The 19945-nt window shown below is 70.1% G+C and carries 17 protein-coding genes, 1 pseudogene and 4 riboswitches; of the genes and pseudogenes, 9 read left to right on the top strand and 9 right to left on the bottom strand.

The genetic code is table 11. From position 1 onward, the window contains the following. Positions 1–239 precede the first annotated feature (239 nt). Positions 240–1031: a hypothetical protein gene (locus tag OG811_RS31670; protein ID WP_406070995.1), complete on the top strand. Its 792-nt coding sequence runs from the start codon at positions 240–242 to the stop codon at positions 1029–1031. A 597-nt stretch (positions 1032–1628) separates the two neighbouring features. Here OG811_RS31670 and OG811_RS31665 read toward each other — a convergent pair. From OG811_RS31665 to OG811_RS31655, 3 genes and pseudogenes are all read right to left on the bottom strand, one after another. Continuing rightward, positions 1629–2792, bottom strand: a complete 1164-nt coding sequence (locus OG811_RS31665) for an IS110 family transposase (protein ID WP_406070020.1) — start codon at positions 2790–2792, stop codon at positions 1629–1631. A 259-nt stretch (positions 2793–3051) separates the two neighbouring features. Then, positions 3052–3372: pseudogene (locus OG811_RS31660) on the bottom strand (DUF4291 family protein); the annotation flags it as partial. Between the two features lie 100 nt (positions 3373–3472). After that, positions 3473–5521 carry a copper resistance protein CopC gene (locus OG811_RS31655; RefSeq protein WP_406070994.1) on the bottom strand — a complete coding sequence of 683 codons (2049 nt, stop codon included), beginning with the start codon at positions 5519–5521 and terminating at the stop codon, positions 3473–3475. A 178-nt stretch (positions 5522–5699) separates the two neighbouring features. Next, positions 5700–5897, top strand: a riboswitch (cobalamin riboswitch). Between the two features lie 264 nt (positions 5898–6161). Here OG811_RS31655 and OG811_RS31650 point away from each other — a divergent pair. Next, positions 6162–6437, top strand: coding sequence for a hotdog domain-containing protein (locus tag OG811_RS31650; RefSeq protein WP_406070992.1), 276 nt, complete (start codon positions 6162–6164; stop codon positions 6435–6437). A 76-nt stretch (positions 6438–6513) separates the two neighbouring features. Next, positions 6514–7413 carry an ABC transporter substrate-binding protein gene (locus OG811_RS31645; protein ID WP_406070990.1) on the top strand — a complete coding sequence of 300 codons (900 nt, stop codon included), beginning with the start codon at positions 6514–6516 and terminating at the stop codon, positions 7411–7413. Positions 7414–7508: 95 nt separating this feature from the next. Here the strand turns inward: OG811_RS31645 and metE are convergent, their stop codons facing one another. After that, positions 7509–9773 carry a 5-methyltetrahydropteroyltriglutamate--homocysteine S-methyltransferase gene (gene metE, locus OG811_RS31640; RefSeq protein ID WP_406070989.1) on the bottom strand — a complete coding sequence of 755 codons (2265 nt, stop codon included), beginning with the start codon at positions 9771–9773 and terminating at the stop codon, positions 7509–7511. A gap of 116 nt (positions 9774–9889) precedes the next feature. After that, positions 9890–10107, bottom strand: a riboswitch (cobalamin riboswitch). A 186-nt stretch (positions 10108–10293) separates the two neighbouring features. On the opposite strand from metE, the gene OG811_RS31635 reads away from it, so the two are divergent. Continuing rightward, complete coding sequence (locus OG811_RS31635; protein WP_406070987.1) at positions 10294–10626, top strand: hypothetical protein; 333 nt, start codon at positions 10294–10296, stop codon at positions 10624–10626. Here OG811_RS31635 and OG811_RS31630 read toward each other — a convergent pair. Next, positions 10593–10844, bottom strand: coding sequence for a transposase (locus tag OG811_RS31630; RefSeq protein WP_406075994.1), 252 nt, complete (start codon positions 10842–10844; stop codon positions 10593–10595). The genes OG811_RS31635 and OG811_RS31630 overlap by 34 nt on opposite strands. A 123-nt stretch (positions 10845–10967) precedes the next feature. Here OG811_RS31630 and OG811_RS31625 point away from each other — a divergent pair, with 123 nt between their 5' ends. Next, a complete protein-coding gene (locus OG811_RS31625) occupies positions 10968–11735 on the top strand; it encodes an ABC transporter permease (protein ID WP_406070985.1) in 768 nt (255 codons plus the stop codon). A gap of 133 nt (positions 11736–11868) precedes the next feature. Here OG811_RS31625 and tsaD read toward each other — a convergent pair whose 3' ends face one another. Together tsaD and def are read right to left on the bottom strand one after the other, a co-directional pair. Beyond that, entirely contained in the window at positions 11869–12906 is a 1038-nt protein-coding gene (gene tsaD / locus OG811_RS31620; RefSeq protein WP_406070983.1) for a tRNA (adenosine(37)-N6)-threonylcarbamoyltransferase complex transferase subunit TsaD, read from the bottom strand. Beyond that, complete coding sequence (gene def, locus OG811_RS31615) at positions 12903–13457, bottom strand: peptide deformylase (protein ID WP_406070981.1); 555 nt, start codon at positions 13455–13457, stop codon at positions 12903–12905. Before def ends, tsaD begins: the two co-directional genes overlap by 4 nt. Positions 13458–13508: 51 nt before the next feature. Between def and alaS the strand changes: the two genes are divergently transcribed. Next, a complete protein-coding gene (alaS, locus tag OG811_RS31610) occupies positions 13509–16184 on the top strand; it encodes an alanine--tRNA ligase (RefSeq protein ID WP_406070979.1) in 2676 nt (891 codons plus the stop codon). Here the strand turns inward: alaS and OG811_RS31605 are convergent. Further along, positions 16139–16630, bottom strand: a complete 492-nt coding sequence (locus tag OG811_RS31605; protein ID WP_406070977.1) for a Fur family transcriptional regulator — start codon at positions 16628–16630, stop codon at positions 16139–16141. The genes alaS and OG811_RS31605 overlap by 46 nt on opposite strands. Positions 16631–16740: 110 nt before the next feature. On the opposite strand from OG811_RS31605, the gene OG811_RS31600 reads away from it, so the two are divergent. The 3 genes from OG811_RS31600 to OG811_RS31590 all read left to right on the top strand — a co-directional run bounded on the left by OG811_RS31600 (position 16741) and on the right by OG811_RS31590 (position 18050). After that, positions 16741–17355, top strand: a complete 615-nt coding sequence (locus tag OG811_RS31600) for a superoxide dismutase (RefSeq protein ID WP_406070975.1) — start codon at positions 16741–16743, stop codon at positions 17353–17355. A 6-nt stretch (positions 17356–17361) separates the two neighbouring features. Continuing rightward, complete coding sequence (locus OG811_RS31595) at positions 17362–17622, top strand: superoxide dismutase (RefSeq protein ID WP_406070973.1); 261 nt, start codon at positions 17362–17364, stop codon at positions 17620–17622. Positions 17623–17726: 104 nt separating this feature from the next. Then, entirely contained in the window at positions 17727–18050 is a 324-nt protein-coding gene (locus OG811_RS31590; RefSeq protein WP_406070972.1) for a hypothetical protein, read from the top strand. Here the strand turns inward: OG811_RS31590 and OG811_RS31585 are convergent, their stop codons facing one another. Further along, positions 18051–19484, bottom strand: coding sequence for a prenyltransferase/squalene oxidase repeat-containing protein (locus OG811_RS31585; protein ID WP_406070970.1), 1434 nt, complete (start codon positions 19482–19484; stop codon positions 18051–18053). A 103-nt stretch (positions 19485–19587) separates the two neighbouring features. Next, a riboswitch (cobalamin riboswitch) is annotated at positions 19588–19711 on the bottom strand. A 52-nt stretch (positions 19712–19763) separates the two neighbouring features. After that, positions 19764–19894: riboswitch (cobalamin riboswitch) on the top strand. The last annotated feature ends 51 nt before the right edge of the window (positions 19895–19945 follow it).

The following is a 19945-nucleotide window of genomic DNA, read 5'->3' as shown; positions in this document are numbered from 1 at the left end:
AAAGGGTACGGCCGGGTCGGGCCCCACGGCATCCGACCAAAGTCGATCCCGCGGTGTAGACCTTCGGCCCACCACCATCGACCTGGGCTCGTAGCGGCGTATCCGGCCGCTCCAGCAATCTGTTCCACATCACCGGAACGGACAGCCAAAGAAGACTCCGAAACCAATTCCGACCATTCCTGCGCCAACGAATGACGTGGTGTTGCACCGATCATCCGACCGCAACGAAGGAGTGAGAGATGAGATCACCGCATAACCCCGCCACCGCGCTGGAATCCCTGCACGTGCCCGTGAGCGCGGCAGCGGCAACGACGGGGCCTACCCCGACCCGAGCGCTCCGAGAGCGGGTCGTGGGCGCGACGGCGATCGCGTTGGCAGCGTCGGTGGCGATCCAGAACGCGGTGGTGGTCTGGGCCGGAGCGCCAGACTACGGGGGCCCGATCAAGGAGGTGCTCGCCTTCCACGCGGAGCACCGGGTCGCGGTCGCGATCGCGGTCGGCCTGGAGGCGCTGAACCTGCCGCTGCTGCTCGGGTTCCTGACCGGTCTCCACGGGCTCGTCGAGCGCCGCGGGCGTGCGGGCGCAGACTGGTCGCGCCTCGCGGTGGCCGCAGGCGCGACCCTCTCGGCAGTCTTTGCGCTCTACGCCGTCCTGTGGAACGGTGTCGTGCTGTCCGCCGGCGAGCTCGCCGAGCCGAGCCCGGAGTTCGAGCTCGCCTGGCAATTGCATGCAGCAGCCTTCGCGTTGGCGCTGCCGGCGCTCGGCACCACATTCATCGGCGCTGCGCTGGCGGCGCATGCGAGCCAGCTGACGCCGCCGTGGCAGCGTCTGCTCGCAGTGGCCGGGGGAGGCCTGCTGCTCGCCGCCGGGGCGGCCAACCTCGCGATCGCGGACGGCTCACGGCTCCTCTTCGTGGGGATGCCCGGCTACGCCGCCTGGCTCGTGTGGCTGCTTGCGACCGGCGTACGGCTGGTGCGCGCTCGAACAGCTGACCGTCCTGACGACGCATCGACCTCCGACGAGGAGGGATGATGGGAACCGACATCGAGGCAGCTGCGGTCGCCGCAGCGCTTGGGGCGTTCGCCGGCCGTGCGCCGGGGGTGCGATTGCCGATGCCGCGCTCGAGTTCGAGGGGAGCGGCAGTGGGCGTTCTCGGTAGCAGCGGCGGGCCTCGCCGCCCTGGGCGGCAAGGCGGGCGAGCGCTCGCCTTGATGCCGCCGCACGGTCCGCGGCGGGATAGCTGATGGCCGGCGCGAACGTCACGTCGGCCGCCGCTGGGCGCAGTGTCCGCGCTCCGAGGCCGTCGTCTCGATATGCGCGGGACCTCGTTTGCGGGGCGTGGCCGTAGTATCCGGCGGTACCCAGCAGGCTCGCACCACCACGATCAAGCTCGTCGACGTTACGGACACGCTGCGCCGCGACAAGAGCGGCGGCGTAGTCCTTCCCTCCGCGAAAGATCGACTCGTAGGACGCGCGAACTGCCATGCGTGCTTCTACCACCACCGCGCCACCGACCGCGCAGGAACAGGCCCGCGGAACTGATCGGAAGCCTGGCGTTCGCGCGCTTCCACTACCGAGGCCGCCGGTCCTCGAACCCAACGAAACATCCTCATCTGGCACCCCTCTGTGTCAAGAGACGGCGAGGAGTGGTGTTCTAGGCTGGGGTTCGGCGGGTCCGGGAAGTGACTGTTCCGAAGTGTCGGCCTTGGGGACTGGGTCGGCCGCGCTGGATTGAAGAGTCGCCCCCACGTGTCCTCCCGGGCCCGTCCTCGACGAGGCGGCATCTTTGATCATCTGCTTGTAGACGACGTCGGACAGGCGCCGTTTCAGGCAACGTATGGCTTCCATCGGGGTCTTGCCCGCGGCGAGTTTGCGCCGGTAGTACGCACGACCTTCGGTGTCGTGTCGCATCTGGACGATGGCCATGATGTGTAGGACCCGGTTGATGCGCCGGTTTCCGGCGCGGGACAGCCGGTGGCGTTTCTGGTCGCCGGACGAGGCGTCCAGAGGCGCGGTGCCGTTCCAGGAGGCGAAGTGGCCACGGGTCGCGAACCGGCTGACGTCACCGACGTCGCCGATGAGTCGGGCCGCGCCGGACGGGCCGATGCCGTTGAGGTCCTGCAGACCACTGCCAGTGGCGGCGACGAGTTCGGTGAGCTCCTTGTTCGCGGCCTTGATCTTTCTGTCGACCTGGGCCAGCTCGGTGATGAGTTCCGACGTGAGCCGCCGGCGGGTGGACCCGACCAGGTCACGGGGTCGGACCGTGTTGAGTAGTGCCCGGGCTTGCGGGGCGGACAGGAACGTCTTCGCCCCGCCGGGCACCAGTTCCAGGAGCAACTTGTGAATCCGGTTGAGTAGGTCCGTGCGGGCATGACCAAGACCATCGCGGCGGTCGACCAGCAGCCGCAGCGCAATTGTCACGTCGTCGACGGCCACCTCCCGCAAGCCCTTGGCCCGTAACGCCGCGACGGCCACGCTGTGAGCGTCGACCGGGTCGGTCTTGCGGCCCTGACCGGTATCGAAGACCCGGGCCCGCGCGGACAGCTTCGCCGGAACGTCGATCACAGTCTCGCCGTCAGCCACGAGGCGTTGAGCGATGTGCCGGCCGATACCGTTGCAGCCCTCGACCGCCCAGACACGGTCCTTGTTCTGTCGGCCGACCTTGAGCATCGCCTGGTAGCCGTCACGGTCGGTGCCGAATCGACCTTGGGCAAGGATCTGCTCGCGGTCGTTGATGATTTCAATGGTCGCGGACCGCTTGTGCGGATCCATGCCGATGATGACGCGTCCCACGCTCGTCCTCCTCGATCGAACCGGGCTGAATCCGGCGAGGAGGGCAGCGCTACTTCGAGCTGGGCAGACCCCTCTTGAGCCTCTCCGCGCCACGGTGACCGGCGGGGCGCATGCCAAATGAGAGCCACACCAACTCGCGGTGGGCAGCCGATGAGAGAGCTACCCCGCCGGTCACCTCGACCTAGCCTGGCCGGGCTGCGGTCGTAGCACCAGTACATAAGTAGCCGCCGAGCGGGCGTACTGGCGTGCCGAACGGCCGTCACTGTGGGTGCTGTTGCTCGGGCACTTCTTTGGCGGTGACGTCCAGGCTGGCGTTGAGGCCGGCGGCGATCTGAGCTGGCAGCGGGTAGACATGTTCGACAGGTAGGTGAGCTGCTGCTGCCTGCACGTCGCCGCCAACCAGAAGGTCCCTCATGCGGTGAACGGTGGGGGTGATGTCCCTGATGGCAACCATCCAGTCGTCAACGTATCGGTGGACGGCCCTGCCGGACAACCCGACCTGCAGCGACCGGTACGGCAGTGCCTTCAAATGCAGTGACCGTTCTGGATCCCACTGCGCTCGTACTGGACTGGCCGTCATCAACGCACCCCGTCCCGATCGCGCCATGCCCGTCGAGATTGAGTCGGCCGACGGCGGGAACCAGTTCCCGGCTTTAGGGGTCAGATTCGCAAACTTCCGCTCAGGGCAGGTTGATCGTGTACTCGGCGGTGTGCACCGTGCCGCCGACCTGGAAGTCGAAGAACGCCCGGTACCGGCCCGAACTCGGGGCGGTCAGCCAGAACTTGACAGTCCCGTCGACCAACTCCGGCTCGGGGTGGACGTGCACGTACCCGAGGTCGCCCTCACGGACGACGACCAGGTGCCCGTACGCGCCCAGGTACCGCTCCAGCTGCACGGGTATGGTCGGGTCAGCGCTGACCTGGAAGTGCATCGGCGCCGTCACCCCCACCGTCGGGGTGCCGCTCATCGATACCACGTACGGCCCGGCCGTTGCCTTGGCCTGCGCTGGCGGCAGCGCAACGGGGATGTGTGCGCCGGGCACGGTGTGGTCGACGCCCAGCACGAGGGGGATCTGCGTGCCGTTGGGCGCGGTGACGGAGAAGTCGGCGTAGACGCGGTAGGCGCCGGGTCGGGCCAGCGTCAGGGGGACGCTCCAGGTGCCGTCTGGCGCCATCGTCGGGTGCAGGTGCTGGTAGCCGGTCAGGTCGCGGCCCACCACGATCAGGTGCAACGGCTTGTCGTGGACGACTGCGAAGCGGGTCGCCGGTTGGCGGTCGGTGCCGACGATCCGGAACCGGTAGTCGGCGCGTACGCCGGGCGGTTGGGACCGCTCGAGTGGTTGCAGGGTGTACCCGTTGGCGCTGACCGTCGTCCCGGTGGCCAGTGTCTCGCCGGTTGAGCCGTCACCCGGATGGGTGTGGGGTCCGATCCCCGGCGCGTGTTGGTGCCCATCACCGGCGGACACCGCCTGCCCCGAGGTCGGGGACCCGCCGACTGGCTGGCGTGCGGTGGTGGCGGCCGGGCTCTGGTCGGCGATGCCGATGCGGGCCAGCCCGAAGCCGGCCAGCAGGGCCAGCACCAGACCACCGACGAGCAGCGTCAGGTGGGTGTTGCTCAGCCGGGATTCCGGTGCCATGGCGGCGACGTCCACGTCGGACGCCGACGCCGGGGTGACGAGCCCGGGCTTCGACTCACTGTCCGTCCTGCCGAGAGCCTTTGCCTCCCGGTCGGTCGGAACCAGATCGACCGCGACGTCCGTCCGGGCCACGACAGCCGCGTTGCCCTGACGCGCCGCCGGTAGGGTGCTGGGTCGCCGCCTGCCGCCGGTGGCGGGCCCATTGGCGCCTGTGATCGCGCCGGTCTTGCTGCCGACGGACTTGTGCCCGGAACGAGCGCCGGTCTTGCCGCCGACGGTCTTGTGTCCGGAACGGCCACCGGAACTGCGTCGGCCGGCGGTCGTCCCCGGGGTGCGGCTCCGGCCGATGGGCCTTCCCCGGGAAGCCGAGCGACGACGCCAAGCGATCAATCCGGCCACCGCTGCCACGGCCGCCACCGCCCAGCCGACCCAGACCATCGCTCCGGGGCCGTCGTCGTCGGTCGACTCGACCGGAGGAGCCGCCGCCGGTGCGGTCGCCGACTCGACTGGTGTGGTCGGTACCGCAGACGCCTGCCCGGACGACTTGTGCTGCTCGGTGGCGGCCAGCAGCGCCGGGTCCGGCTGGTTCGTCGGCGGGCTCCACCCCTGCGGCGCCGCCGTCGCCCGCCCGTTGTAGCGGAACGTCATCGTGCCCCGCACGGTGTCACCGTCGGACGCGACCGACAGGTAGCTCACCGAGTACTGACCCTTGGCGGGCAGATGCGCGAGGGCCACCACCGCCGGGAACCCCGTCGTGTATTCGCGTGGCTCGAACTGCCCGTTGACCAGGAAGTACTCCCGCACCGGCTTGTTTAGCGGCTTCGGCTCCCCGTACGACCAGCCGTTGTCGACCCGGCTGCCACCTGGGGCGGTAATGGTGAAGTACGCGTTGGCGGCGACCTTCTCGGTGAAGTACAGCTGCACCGACGTCAGCGGCTCGCTCACCGTGGCGCCGGCCACCGGGGTGGACATGGCGAGGGTCCCGTGAGCTGCGGCCGGCGGCGCGGACGCGAGCAGTGTGACCGCCGAGGCGAGGGCGAGCGCGAGCAGGCCCGAGGCCAGCCGTCGGGGAGCCTGAGGGAGACGACGCATCTGAATATCCTCACCGTGGCGAGGCTTTGCGCAAGAGGTCGCGATCTTTTTCCTCAGATAACAAAAGTTGGATACGCTCCGGTTCCAGCCCTGTGTCACGAATGTGAAAGGCTGTGCCGCCGCGCTGTCGGGCTGGATGGGCAGCTGCGGTGACCAGCTATGCTCGCCCCGGCGCTGGTTCGCCCGGTGGTAAGCTGGCCGGGTGCCGTAAGAGGGAACCCGGTGGGAATCCGGGGCTGCCCCGCAGCGGTGAGCGGGAACGACCGCCGTCATCAGCACTGGGCCAGTGGCCTGGGAAGCGACGGCCAGTAGGGGACCGGCGTGCAGCCGGTCGGGCCCGCGAGTCCGAAGACCTGCCCGCGCTGCGTACACAATCGTGTGCGCTGCCGTCGGCCTCGCGGGTGGGCTGAGCGGGTGACGTGCCGGCCGGAGTATGCCGGTGCGTGCTCCTCAGCGTGTGTCCGCGTTCCGGCGGTGTGGTTTCCCGAGGGACGGACTACCGCTGTGCACGACACCACCACGATCGCCGGCCGAGCGCCGTCGGCGTCGCACCTGACCCTGTCGCAGATCATGGATCAGCACCACACCAACCTGATGGGTACGGTGCACGGGGGTCGGATTCCTCAACCTCATCGACTCGGTGGCCGGGGTGGTCGCCGCCCGGCATTCGGATGGGCCAGCGGTGACCGCCGCGATCGACGAGACGGCGTTCCTGCGCGCGGTGCGGGTCGGCGATGTCGTGCACGTCGACGCCCGGATCACCTGGGCCGGTCGCAGCTCGATGGAGGTCGCGGTCAAGGTCACCGCCGACCGGTGGGACCGGGCGGTGCCGCCCACCGACGTGGCCACCGCGCACCTGGTCATGGTGCGCGGCCGCGTTCGTCGCGCTCGGGTGCGCCTCGCGCTCGGTTCGTAGCGACGGTCGGTGACCGCCGCCGTGGTCGCGCTGTCGCAGTGGACGTGGCGTGGTCATGCCTGGTAGGCAGGCGGGTGTGCGCATCGTTTCACTGCTGCCGGCGGCCACGGACATCGTGGCCATGCTTGGCCTGACCGGGCACCTGGTCGGGCGTACCCACGAGTGTGACTGGCCACCGGGGGCCCTGGCCGACATCCCGGCGGTGACCGCGACCTCCCTGCCTGAGGCCTTGACGAGTCGGGAGATCTCGGCGGCGATCGCCGGTGACGCGCACCGAGGATCATCGCTGTACCAGCTCGACGTCGCCATGCTGGAGGACTTGAAGCCGGACCTGATCCTGACCCAGGACCTGTGCGATGTGTGTGCGGTCTCCTACGAGCGGGTCAACGACGCGGTTCGTCTGATCGATCTCGACACCACTGTGGTGTCCCTGGAGGCGAGGACCATCGACGGGATCCTGGACACGGTCGACGCCGTGGCCGCCCTGACCGGCACCGAAGGCCGGGCGGCGGAGATCCGAGCCGACAGCGAGCGCCGACTCGCCTCGATGCCGGGGCCGGTGCCCGGCGCGCCGACGGTGCTGTTCGTCGAGTGGCTCGACCCGTTGATGCCCGGCGGGCACTGGGTGCCGGAGCAGATCAGCTATGCGGGTGGACGGTCTCTGCTGCTCGGGCCGGGTGCGCACAGCACCCCGCACCGGTGGTCGGTGGTCCCGGACCTGGCTCCCGAGGTGGTGGTGTTCGGGCCGTGCGGGTTCACACCCGAGCGAACCATCGACGAGCTGTCCGTAGCGGCCGCGCAACCCGGCTGGGCGGACCTGCCCGCGGTGCGGCGGGGGCAGGTGTGGGTGGTCGACGGGCCCGCCTACTTCAACCGCCCCGGCCCGAGGGTCGTCGACGGCGCGGAGATCCTCGCCGCCATCCTCGCCCGCCGTCCGGATTCCCGTGCTCGGCGGGTTTCCGTCGCCGCAGGTTGACGCTGCCGTGCCCGAGTGGTCAAGGCGGATATCGGCGGCGGAGCGTTGCCAGGGGCCGCGGTGGGGCGGCGGCAGGCCGCCGCCCCACCGTTCGCTCAGCTGAGCGTGCTGCGGATATCGGCGGCGGCGGCGACGAGGCGGGTCAGGGCCTGCTCGATTTCCGGGTAGCCGCGGGTCTTGAGGCCGCAGTCGGGGTTGGCCCAGAGCCGGTCGGCGGGCACCGCCGCGACGGCGCGGCGTAGCGCGTCGGTGACCTCCGCCTGTTCCGGTACGCGGGGGGAGTGGATGTCGTAAACGCCGGGGCCGACACCCCGTTCGTAGCCGGTGGTGCGCAGATCGTCGAGAATCTCCATCTTCGACCGGGACGCTTCGATGCTGGTGACGTCGGCGTCGAGGGCGTCGATCGCGGGCAGTACCTCGCCGAACTCGGAGTAGCACAGGTGCGTGTGGATCTGGGTGGCGTCGGCGACCCCGCTGGTGGCGAGCCGGAACGCCCTGACCGCCCAGTCCAGGTAGGCGCGCTGCGCGACCCGGCGCAGCGGCAGTGTCTCCCGCAGGGCGGGCTCGTCGACCTGGATGATGCGGATGCCGGCGGCTTCCAGATCGCGGGCCTCGTCGCGCAGTGCGAGAGCGACCTGGTTGGCGGTGTCGGCGAGGGGTTGGTCGGTGCGGACGAACGACCAGGCCAGGATCGTCACCGGTCCGGTGAGCATGCCCTTGACCGGTCGGTTCGTCAGTGACTGCGCATAGGTGGACCAGGCGACGGTCATCGGCCCGGTGCGGGTGACGTCGCCGTGGATGATGGGTGGGCGTACGCACCGGGAGCCGTACGACTGCACCCAGCCGTTGGCCGTGGCGGCGAACCCGTCGAGCTGTTCGCCGAAGTACTGCACCATGTCGTTGCGTTCCGGCTCGCCGTGCACCAGCACGTCCAGCCCGAGTCGTTCCTGCACGGCGATGACGTGGGCGACCTCGGCGCGCATCCGCTCGGCGTAGCCGATGTCATCGAGCCGACCGGCCCGGTGCGCCGCGCGAGCCTGCCGCAGTTCCGGGGTCTGAGGGAAGGATCCGATGGTGGTGGTGGGCAGCGGTGGGAGGTCCAGTCGGGCCTGCTGCTTGGCGGCTCGTTCTGCGTAGGGTCCCCGGCGTACGTGTTCGGGCCGCAGCGCGTCGAGGCGGGCTCGGACCGCGTCGTTTCGCCAGGCTGCCGGTGCGGCGGGTGGGGGAGGAGGAAGCACGCCGACGCCGTCGCGTAGGGCGCGTCCGAGGGCCACGACCTCGTCGACCTTCTGCCGGGCGAACGCCAGCCGGGCACGCAGGTCGACGTCGAGGTCGGGTTCGGCGGCCAGGTCCACCGGCACGTGCAGCAACGAGCACGACGTCGACACCGCGACGTGATCGGCCAGCCCGGTCAGTACCGCACCGGCCGCAGTGGCGGCGCGCAGGTCCGTACGCCAGATGTTGCGCCCGTCGACCAGCCCCGCGACGATCGTCTTGTTCCGCAGCGGCCCAGCGGCGGCGAGCCTCTTCAGGTTGCCCGGCCCGGCGACGAGGTCGATGCCCACCGCCTCGACCGGAGTGCCCAGCAGCGCCGGCAGCGCGTCTCCGAGGTCACCGAAGTACGACGCGACGAACAGCCGGGGCCGGTGTTCCACGCTGCCGAGCTGACGGTACGCGGCACGCAGCGCGGCGATCTCGTCCGAGGTGCGGTCGGCGGTGTAAGCGGGCTCGTCGAGCTGGACCCATGCGACCCCGGCGTCGGCCAGGGTGCCGAGAATGTCGGCATAGACCGCGACGAGGCCATCGAGTCGGTCAAACGGCCGGAACCCCTCCGGGGTGTTCCCGGTGGCCTTTGACAGCAGGAGGTAGGTCGCCGGCCCGACCAGCACCGGCCGCGTGGTGACGCCGAGGGCCTTTGCTTCGGCGTACTCCCGCACGGCCTTCTCGGGGCGGGCGGTGAACACCGTGTCCGGGCCGATCTCCGGCACCAGGTAGTGGTAGTTGGTGTCGAACCACTTAGTCAGCTCCAGAGCCGGTTCCCGCTCCGTACCGCGCGCCATGGCGAAGTAGGTGTCCAGGTCACCGAGGCCGAGGTGGCGGAAACGGTCCGGGATCGCGTCGATCAGGACCGTGGTGTCGAGCACCTGGTCGTAGAACGAGAACGTGTTCGACGGAACAGCGTCCAGACCGGCGTCGCGCAGCGAGCGCCACACCTCTGCGCGCAGGCCGGCTGCGGTCTCCTGTAGAGCGGTCGCATCGATCCGGCCCGCCCAGTAGGACTCGACGGCGTGCTTGAGTTCCCGGTGCGGACCGATGCGGGGGTAGCCGAGCACGGTGCTCAGCCCGAACGGTGTGGTCACGAGACGGGTGTCCTTCCCTCGAGGTCGACCCTCGACCACACGGGAAGAACGGCAGGGCACCGGCTGACGACCGGGCCTCGCCCAGGCCCTCCCGAGAGGCCGGTGGCGGCGTACGCGGACGCGTACGCGGTGCGGGCAGGTCTTCGGACTCGCGGGCGCGACCGGCGTGAACCGATCTCCTACTGGCCGTCGCTTCCCAGACGCTCACGCGTCCAGTGCGTATGACGGCTGTCGTTCCCACTCACCGCTGCGGGGCAGTCCCGGTCTTGCACCGGGTTCCCTCTTACGACGCCACACCATGATGGTGCGGCGAACCAGCACTGCCGACCATCGTACGGCCTGCGAGCTGATTCCCCGGGCCGCAGTCATCGGCAGCTTTTCCTGTCGTCCGTCCAGCACCGGACCGGTCGGGAGTCCGGGTGCCCGGACTCCCGACCGAGGCCCGCTACGGCGGGGAGATGGACGGCGCCTGCCCGGAGCCGAAGCGCCATCCTTCGACAGTGCCCTGCGCGGGGTTGTAGTGACTGGGTTCGCGTTGGGCTACACCACTCCGACCCCGTTCCCCAGCGACCGCTCCTACGGTCAGGTGCGCTCGGTTCTGGGGTCCAGTGCCATCACCGGGTTGTCCGGCCCTTTCGAGGTGGGCGAGTTTGCTGTCGCGCCGAATGCCCGCCGCGGTGGTCTCGGTCGGCGGCTACTCGACACTCTGGTTGGTGACCGTCCGGCGTGGCTGCTGACCGTGCCGACGATCCCCGGAACGACGGCCTTCTATGACGCTGCCGGGTGGCAGAGGTTGGGAACCGGCGAGGGCATCACGATCTACACGAACGTGCCCCTCGCGCCGAGCGGCTGACGGGGGGCCGCTGGGGCCAGGCAGTAGTGCGCCGCGCAGCACGGCGGACGGGTCGGCGAGATGTCTGTCAGCGCGGCACCGCAGTACGAGGCGATCGCGGACTCCGACCGGAATCTGCCGACGACGCCGGCGCGGGCCAGGTTCTTCACCGCGGTCACGTTTCCGATGCCGCGTAGCTCGGTGAGGGTGGTGCCAGAGGCCGTGACGGCGGCGGTCAGGGTTGTTGTTGCCTCGGTGATGCGCCGGTCGAGGCGGCGGACTTTGCTGAGCAGGTCCTGGCGACCTGCCCCTTAGTGAGGCGGCCCCTGCGCCCCTGGCTGGGCTGGACGGACAATGATCGAATGTCCTCGACGATGCTCGTGGTCGGTCCGAAGCTCGGCGTTGCGCTGGTCGTGCTGGCCCTCGTGGCGGCGATCGTGGTGACCCTCGGGAAGCTGGGCCACGGTCGGCAGGTGCTGGTCGCTGCTGTTCGTGCTGCGATCCAACTGGGTGCCGTGTCGTTGCTGATCGCGGGCATCGTGGTGTCGCTGTGGGCCACGGCCGCGTTTGTCCTGCTGATGTGTGGTGTGGCTGCGGGCACGTCCGGTCGGCGTGTCACGGGCGGCAGCCGGGGGTGGTGGGCCGGTGTGCCGATCGTGGTGGGCAGCATGGCGGTGGTGGCGGGGCTGCTGTTGGCGGGCTTGGTGCCGATGCGTGGCATCGCGATCATCCCGGTCGCGGGGATTCTGATCGGCGGGGCGATGACTGCGACCTCGTTGGCCGGGCGGCGGGCGGTGGACGAGCTGACCAACCGGCGTGGCGAGGTGGAGGCTGGCCTGGCCCTGGGTTTGCTGCCTCGTGATGCCGTGCTGTTGGTGTGCCGTCCGGCGGCCGGACAAGCGTTGGTCCCGGCACTCGACCAGACCCGGACGGTGGGCCTGGTGACCCTGCCCGGCGCGTTCGTCGGGGTGCTGCTGGGTGGAGCGAGCCCGCTCGCCGCCGGAGTGACGCAGTTGGTCGTTCTCGTCGGGCTCCTCGCTGTGGAGGCCGTCGCCGTCGTCCTCACCGTCGAGTTGGTGGCCCGTGGCCGTCTCCATCCCGCCAGATTGAACCCCGGGCTCAGCCGTTGATATCGTCCGATGCCGCTACGGTCGCAAGGCACTGAAGCAAACCATGATTGCCAGCGCGCTGTCGCGGCGCAACAGCCGCAACGGCCGGCATGCCGGTGAACATGTCATCGCTGGCGCTGCGCCCTGGCGCTGCCTACCGGGGGTCGTGCAGTAGTGCGCCGCGCAGCACGGCGGACGGGTCGGGGCCCAGGTCGAGCCGGCTGGGGCAGACGTCGGCGCGGACGAGCAGGTCCCCGACGGCGGCGATCATCGCGCCGTTGTCGGTGCACAGGCGTGGTGACGGCACCCGCAGGTGGATGCCGGCGGCGGCGCAGCGTTGTTCGGCGAGGCCGCGTACCCGACTGTTGGCGGCGACACCGCCAACGAGGAGCAGCGTGTCCGCCTGGTGGTCCCGGCAGGCGGTGAGGGCCTTGCGGGTGAGGGTGTCGGCGACGGCCTCCTGGAACGACGCGGCGACGTCGGCGACGGGCAGTGGCCGGTCACTGTGTTGTTCGACCCAGCGGGCGACGGCGGTCTTGAGCCCGGAGAACGAGAACCGGTAGGGCGGGTCCTGCGGGCCGGTCATCGGGCGGGGAAACTTGATGGCGTTCGGGTCGCCGTCGCGGGCGATCCGGTCGATGACCGGCCCGCCGGGGTAGGGCAGGCCGAGTAGGCGGGCGACCTTGTCGAATGCCTCACCGGCGGCGTCGTCGACGGTGTCGCCGAGGTGCACGACGGGGTCGCGGGCGAGGTCGCCGATCAGCAGCAGGCTCGTGTGCCCGCCGGAGACGATGAGGGCGACGCATCGGGCCGGCAGCGGCCCGTGTTCGAGGACGTCGACGGCGGCGTGGCCAGCGAGGTGGTGCACGCCGTAGAGGGGGACGCCGAGGCTCAGCGCGTATGCCTTGCCGGCGGCGAGGCCGACCTGGACGGCGGTGGCGAGCCCGGGACCGGCGGTGGCGGCGACCGCGCCGATGTCGGCGAAGCTGATCCCGGCCTGGTCCAGCGCGTGTTCGACCATGGGGGTGATGGCGTGCAGGTGGGCTCGGGCGGCGATCTCGGGAACCACTCCACCGAAGCGGGCGTGTTCGTCCATGCTCGTGGCGAGCGCGTCACCGAGCAGGACGCCGTCGGCGACGATGCCGACGCCGGTCTCGTCGCAGGACGTCTCGATGCCCAGGACGACCGTCACGCCTCGGTGCCCTGGTGGACGCCAGCGCCGACGCCGGGGTGTTCGGCGCTGGCCGCGAGGAGGTGTTTGCGCAGTTTGACGGGCAGCCGGTCGACGTAGGCGAGGCCGTCGAGGTGGTCGACCTCGTGCTGGAAGCATCGGGCGAGGGTGCCGGTGCCGTCCAAGTGGATGGGCTCGCCGTGCAGGTCGACGCCGGTGACGGCGGCGGTGGCGGCTCGGGCCAGGTCGGCACGTTGCCCCGGCACGGACAGGCAGCCCTCGGAGTCGATCACTAGTTCCCGCTGTTCGGGCAGGTGCAGCACCGGGTTGATCACGTGGGCGATGGTGTGGGTGTTGGTGGCGTCGGGGCAGTCGACGACGAAGATCCGGGCGTCGACGCCGATCTGGTTGGCGGCGAGGCCGACCCCGTTGGCGGCGTACATGCTGACGAACATGTCGTCGACGAGCGCGGCGAGCGCGTCGTTGAACACGGTCACCGGGGTGCACCGGCGGTGCAGGACCGGGGTGCCGTAACGGGTGATCGGTCGCGGGGTGCCGACATGCCTCTCCATAGCTGCCCATATTATGCAATTGCAAAACTATGGCAGTAGGGGAGTGGTCTGGTGCGGACGGCGGAGATCAAGCGGCGGTACCTCGCGCACTTCGAGGCGAATGGCCACACCGTGGTGCCGTCCGCTCCGCTGCCCGCCATCAGCGACCCGAACCTGTTGTTCGTCAATGCCGGCATGGTGCAGTTCGTGCCGTATTTCCTGGGTCAGCAGACTCCCGCGTACCAGCGGGCGGTGAGTGTGCAGAAGTGCATCCGCACGCCGGACATCGACGAGGTCGGTAAGACCAGCCGGCACGGCACGTTCTTCCAGATGAACGGCAACTTCTCCTTCGGTGACTACTTCAAGGCCGGCGCGATCCCCCTCGCCTGGGACCTGGTCACGAAGTCGCAGGCCGACGGCGGGTACGGGCTGGACCCGGAACGTGTCTGGCCGACGGTGTACCTCGACGACGACGAGGCGTACGAGATCTGGCGGTCGGTGGGGGTGCCGCCCGAGCGGATCGTCCGTCGGGGCAAGGCGGACAACTTTTGGTCGATGGGGATTCCCGGGCCGTGCGGTCCGTGCTCGGAGTTGTTCTACGACCGGGGCCCGGAGTACGGCCGGGAGGGTGGCCCGGCGGTCGACGAGGACCGCTACATGGAGTTCTGGAACCTCGTCTTCATGCAGTTCGAGCGGGGCCCGGGCACGACCAAGGACGACTACCCGATCCTGGGCGACCTGCCGGCGAAAAACATCGACACCGGCATGGGCCTGGAGCGGATGGCCTCGATCCTGCAGGGTGTGGACAACCTTTACGAGATCGACGAGGTCCGGCCGATCCTGGCGCGGGCGGCCGAGCTGACCGGGAAGCGGTACGGCGCGCACTCCGGGCATGTGGCGAGTGAGTCGCACCCGGACGACGTGCGGCTGCGGGTGATCGCGGATCACGTGCGGACGGCGTTGATGCTGATCGGCGACGGGGTGACTCCGTCGAATGAGGGTCGCGGGTACGTGCTGCGTCGGATCATGCGCCGGGCGATCCGGTCGATCCGGCTGCTGGGCTGGCAGGATCGGGCGCTGCCCGAGTTGCTGCCGGTGGCCCGGGACTGCATGGCCCCGTCGTACCCGGAGCTGGCGAGCGACTTCGACCGGATCGCGGATTACGCGTACGCGGAGGAGGAGGCGTTCCTGTCCACCCTGCGTGCCGGCACGACGATCCTGGACACGGCGATCGCCGAGACCCGCACGGCGGGTGGCTCCGCGTTGTCCGGGGCGAAGGTGTTCCAGCTGCACGACACGTACGGTTTTCCGATCGATCTGACTCTGGAGATCGCCGCCGAGCAGGGTTTCGCTGTCGACGACGAGGGTTTCCGCCGGCTGATGGCCGACCAGCGGACTCGGGCGAAGGCGGACGCGCAGGCGCGCAAGGCGGGGCACGTCGACCTGTCCGCCTACCGCCGAGTGCTCGACACGCACGGGCCTACCGACTGGCAGGCGTACCAGACCCTCGACACCGAGTCGACCGTCCTCGGCCTCCTGAGCAGCGGCGGAACGCCGCTTGACGTCGCCGCGCCGGGTGAGATCGTCGGTGTGTTCCTCGACCGGACCCCGTTCTACGCGGAGTCCGGCGGCCAGCACGCGGACGCCGGGATCCTCACCGGCGACAACGTTCGGGCCGACGTGCTCGACGTCCAACGACCGATCAAGGGTCTCGTCGTCCACCAGGTCCGCATCGCCGATGGCACCCTCGCCGTCGGCGACCAGATTCACGCGGCGGTCGACCCGCAGTGGCGACTCGGCGCCCGGCAGGCCCACTCCGGCACCCACGTCGTGCACGCCGCACTGCGGCACGTCCTCGGACCGAGCGCGTTGCAGTCCGGCTCGTTCAACCGCCCCGGCTACCTCCGGCTCGACTTCTCCGCGCCGAGCGGTCTCTCGCCGGCCACCCGCAGCGAGGTCGAGGAGGTGGCCAACCTCGCGATCCGCGACGACCTGCCGGTCCACGCCCGATACATGCCCCTGCCCGAAGCCCGGCAGCTCGGCGCGCTCGCCCTGTTCGGCGAGACCTACGACGACACCGTCCGCGTCGTCGACATCGGCGGCGAATGGTCCCGCGAACTCTGCGGCGGCACCCACGTCGACCGGTCCGCCCAGATCGGGGCCCTCGCCATCACCTCCGAGTCCTCCGTCGGCGCCGGACAGCGCCGCGTCGAGGCCGCCACCGGCATCGGCGCCTTCCGCTACCTGGCCCGCGAACGGGATCTGGTCACCACCCTCGCCGACCAGCTCCGCGCCCCACGGGAGGAACTGCCCGATCGCATCACCGCACTGGTCAGCCGAGCCAAGGCCGCCGAGCGCCGGGCCGAACAGCTTCAACTCCAGCTCACCCGAGCCCAGGCCCGAACCGTGGCCGCCAACGCCGAGGACATCGCCGGAACCGCGTACGCGGTCAGCACCGACACCGCCGACGGTGACCCCCGCCAACTCGCCGAGCTGATCCGGCGAGAACTACCGCAGGACCGTCCCGGGGTCGTGGTGGTCGCGCCCACGTCGAACGGCACGATGCGACTCGTCGTAGCGGTCAACGACGAGGCGGCCAATCGCGGCACGTCGGCCGTACACCTGGTCAAGACCGCCCTCGGCGGGCGCGGCGGCGGCAATGCCAGCCTCGCCCAGGGCGGCCAGCCAGGGGGACGGCCGGATCAGGTCGTCGATCTGGTGCGGGACCTGCTGCGCTCAGTCGGCTGAACGGCGTATCCGGGACGTGGCGCGTCTTCGCAGCAGGTGTCGCACCGCCCATAGACCACCACGCCGCTGGAGCGCCCCGCCGGGTCGGTGCTGAAACCGGCCGCGCCGGCCGCCTGCACCGCAGTGAGTACCGCCGCAGGCGAGATGTGGCAGATTCGCTCGCAGTTGGTGCAGACGGCGTGGTGCTGCGGGTGGTCGGCGAACCCGTAGGTCATCGCTGCGCTGACCGGCACCGCGTGCAACTCTCCCAGCTCGGTCAGGTGCATCAGCACGCGGTGCACCGTCGTCAGGTCGACCCGCAGACCGTTGCGCCGGACGTGTTCGTGGACCTGTGCGGCGCTCAGGTGTGGCCGGTCGGGCGGGGCTTCCACGAGCACTGTCAGCACCGCCTGCCGGGCCAGCGTCTGACGCAGTCCTCGCTCACGCAGCCGGTCCAGAGCCGCCACCACCCGATCCGATGCTTCTGTGATCAATCACGTCCCCTAACGACATCCGCGCCCTTGTTGCAAGATAATGGCAACAGCCACACTAAGGCAGCACTGAGAGGACGTACCCCATGGCCGTGTACAACCTGCCCGACCTGCCCTACGACTACGGCGCACTCGAGCCCGCCATGTCCGGCGAGATCCTGGAGCTGCACCACGACAAGCACCACGCCGCGTACGTCAAGGGCGCCAACGACGGGCTCGACCGGCTCGCCGAGGCCCGCGACAAGGGCGACTACTCGACGCTTGTCGGGTTGGAGAAGACGCTCGCGTTCAACCTGTCCGGGCACGTCCTGCACTCGATCTTCTGGAACAACCTGTCCCCGGACGGCGGCGACCGCCCCGACGGTGAGCTGGCGGCGGCCATCGACGAGCACTTCGGCTCCTTCGACGGCTTCGCCGGGCAGTTGTCCGCGGCGACGAAGGGCGTGCAGGGTTCCGGCTGGGGTGTCCTGGCCTGGGAGCCGCTGAGCCAGCGGTTGATCGTGGAGCAGGTCTACGATCACCACGGCAACGTCGGGCAGGGCTCTACCCCGGTCCTGGTGTTCGACGCCTGGGAGCACGCCTACTACCTGCAGTACCGCAACGTCCGCCCGGACTACGTGGATCGGCTGTGGAACCTGGTCAACTGGACCGACGTCACCGCCCGCTTCGACGCCGCCCGCGCCGCCACCCCGAAGATCTGATCCGGCATGAGTGGGTATACCCCGCAGGCGGCGGAGATCGTCCAGCGGGCCGCTGGCGTCATCGCGGCCAAACACCGCGGTGACCTCGCGGGCGCGGAGGCCCTGATGTCGGCGTTCGGCTCCGAGCAGGCCCGCACGCTCGGGTTCTACCTGTTGGCGGATCTGGCGCTCGGTCTGGTCAAGGCGCAGAGCGGCCAGTCGATGAACGACCTGGTCCGGGAACTGTCCCTGCTGCTGGCCGACACCGCCCAGTCGCCACCAGCTTGACCGTCTGCGGGGCCCCGCAGATCTGCGGGGCCCCGCGGGGCGCTGTAGCTTCCCCATCGCCCGTCGGGAGACGGCCCATGCGCAGGAAGATCGACCACCTGGTCATGACGATCGACGGCCGGGAGGTGGCTGTCCTTGCCGTCGCGGACTTCAACCGCCTCGATGCCTGCCGCCGGCAGCTCGGCGCGAGCGAAGCCCAGGCGCACCAGCTTCGCCAGCAACTGCACGATGCCCGGCGTCGCCTCGCCCGCCTGGAGGGCCGCCTCGCCGGGGCCTCCAACCTCGAAGCACCCGCCCGAGACTCAGGGGTGCGCGTCCTCGCCCTGCCGACCCTGTCGACGATTCGTGCGGGTAGCCGGTCCGACGTTGACGTAACCAGCGGCCGGCTCACCCGCTGCCGCTGGTCACGTCGACGCGACGCAGGTTGATCAGACGCCGTAGCGCAGGTAGATGGTGTCGCCGACGGTCACTGTCGTGCCGCGGGTCGCGGTGACCGGGGTGCCGCCGTCGCGGGACACCGTCCAGGTGGAGGAGCCGCTGTTGGCCAGGCCGTTGATCGAGGTGATGGTGCCGGTGCCGCTGGTCGGGTTGAGGGCGGTGACGCAGCCGCTGGGGGCGGCTGCGCCGATGGCGGCGTCCAGCACGGCGCCGAGGGTGGTGGTGGTGGCGGTCGGCGTGAGGGTGACCGCGCACGGCTTGATGCTGCCGCTGCTGTTGTCGATGATCACGGCGAGCCGGGTGGCGGTGCCGGCGGTGAATCCGCTCGCCGCGACCCAGGTGGGCGCGCCGGCGGTGACCGGGGTCGGGGGAGCGGCGGTGTAGCCCGCGCCAGCCAGGGCCCGCACCGCGTCGATCGAGGCGTACGCCGATGGGGTGGTGTTGGTGGTGAGGTACTTGAACCCGCCGCCGGTGAGCTGCTGCGCGCGGAGGAAGTCGATCGGGGTCTTACCGGCGGTGGTGGTGAAGTCGGTGCCCTGGCTGGGAATGCCGCAGGCGTTGAGCCCGGAGACGGCCCAGGCGTTGGAGTCGGTGTTGACGCCGAACATCGAGGTGAAGGCACCCGAGGAGTTGACGAGCTTGCCCTTGAGGAAGTTCTTCGCCTGGACGATGTCGGTGTCGGTGTTGGGAACGCCGGCGACGCAGAGGGCGGCCATGGCGGCGCCGGTCATGTCGATGTCGCTGGCGGCGGCGAGTTGGGTGGGGTTGCCCTCGGCCTGGGTGAAGGTCCAGCCGCCGTCGTTGTGCTGGTTGTTGCGGATCCGGGTGACCGACAGGTCGAGCAGCGCCTGCGGTACGCGGGCGGCACCGGTCTGGGTCTTCGCGCCGGCCAGGGCGAGGGTGGCGAAGATGGTGCCGTTGACGTTGGCCGGCGGGCCGTAGTAGCCGGCCGAGCCGGTCTGCCAGTAGGCGATGGTGTCGGCGATCAGGTTGCGGGCGGGCGAGACGCGAGCGGGGTCGATGCCGGCGGCGTAGGCGTTCAGGACGCCGCGCTCGTAGTCGGTCACGACGGGAGAAGTGCTCGGCCAGGACGCGGCCGAGAGTTGGTTGCGGTACACGGTGCGGGCGTTCTTGGTCGTGTCGCCGGAGGGATAGACGTCCACGGCCGCGACACCGGCGGGGGCGAACGCACTGAACGCCCACTCGTTCGACAGCCCGCCGCTGGCGTAGCTGCCGTCGGTGGCCTGCAGGGTGCGCAGGTAGGCGACGCCGTTGGTCTTGGCGGTGGCGATCTGTGCCGCCGTCGAGGTCGCGGCGGCCGGTGCGGCCCCTGCCGCGACCGCGACGACGGTGGCGATCAGCGCAGCGGCGGGAACGGCCGCGAGACGTCTCCGGCGACTGCCGGAGGAAAGGCGCGAGGACATCAGGTCTCCTTGGGGTACGGGGCACGACTGCCTCGACCCGGGACCCAGCGGAAGAGCCGGCGGAGCGGGGCGGGCCGGCCGCAGGACGCGTGGGACGGATACCGCAGGTGCTGCGTCACCACGTGGGTAGTCGGGCTCGGGACGGGTGAACCGTCCTCACCGTTGCGCGTCAGCCCCGGATTCCCACCGGGTTCCCCCACGCGATGACGCGGTCACGGTATGGGAGGAAAGCCCTACCGCGCGCTGTTAGGTAGATGACACGTCCTCGCGTTGACGAGGTGGTTGCTGCTGTGGTCCGATGACCGCGATCCAGCAGTCAGGGGAAGCCGGTCAAAGTCCGGCGCTGGCCCGCAGCCGTAGGTCCCGTTTCGGGACGAGTCGGATTACCTGGCTGGATAGTGCACCGCAGCGCCGTCGAGGTACACGGCGCGGAGCCAGATTTCCGGGACTTGTCCTCGGGG

The organism is Micromonospora sp. NBC_01638 (assembly GCF_045209745.1).
GTDB lineage: Bacteria > Actinomycetota > Actinomycetes > Mycobacteriales > Micromonosporaceae > Micromonospora.
The sequence above is the reverse complement of the archived record's forward strand: the minus strand, read 5'-3'. Positions and strand labels throughout refer to the sequence as shown.

Bases quoted from the DNA above. Each gene is read 5' to 3' on its own strand.
- OG811_RS31595 (WP_406070973.1), top strand. From the start codon at position 17,362: ATGAGTGGGTATACCCCGCAGGCGGCGGAGATCGTCCAGCGGGCCGCT.
- OG811_RS31590 (WP_406070972.1), top strand. From the start codon at position 17,727: ATGACGATCGACGGCCGGGAGGTGGCTGTCCTTGCCGTCGCGGACTTC.
- def (WP_406070981.1), bottom strand. From the start codon at position 13,457: ATGGAGAGGCATGTCGGCACCCCGCGACCGATCACCCGTTACGGCACC.
- OG811_RS31655 (WP_406070994.1), bottom strand. From the start codon at position 5,521: ATGCGTCGTCTCCCTCAGGCTCCCCGACGGCTGGCCTCGGGCCTGCTC.
- OG811_RS31585 (WP_406070970.1), bottom strand. From the start codon at position 19,484: ATGTCCTCGCGCCTTTCCTCCGGCAGTCGCCGGAGACGTCTCGCGGCC.
- OG811_RS31600 (WP_406070975.1), top strand. From the start codon at position 16,741: ATGGCCGTGTACAACCTGCCCGACCTGCCCTACGACTACGGCGCACTC.
- OG811_RS31625 (WP_406070985.1), top strand. From the start codon at position 10,968: ATGTCCTCGACGATGCTCGTGGTCGGTCCGAAGCTCGGCGTTGCGCTG.
- OG811_RS31670 (WP_406070995.1), top strand. From the start codon at position 240: ATGAGATCACCGCATAACCCCGCCACCGCGCTGGAATCCCTGCACGTG.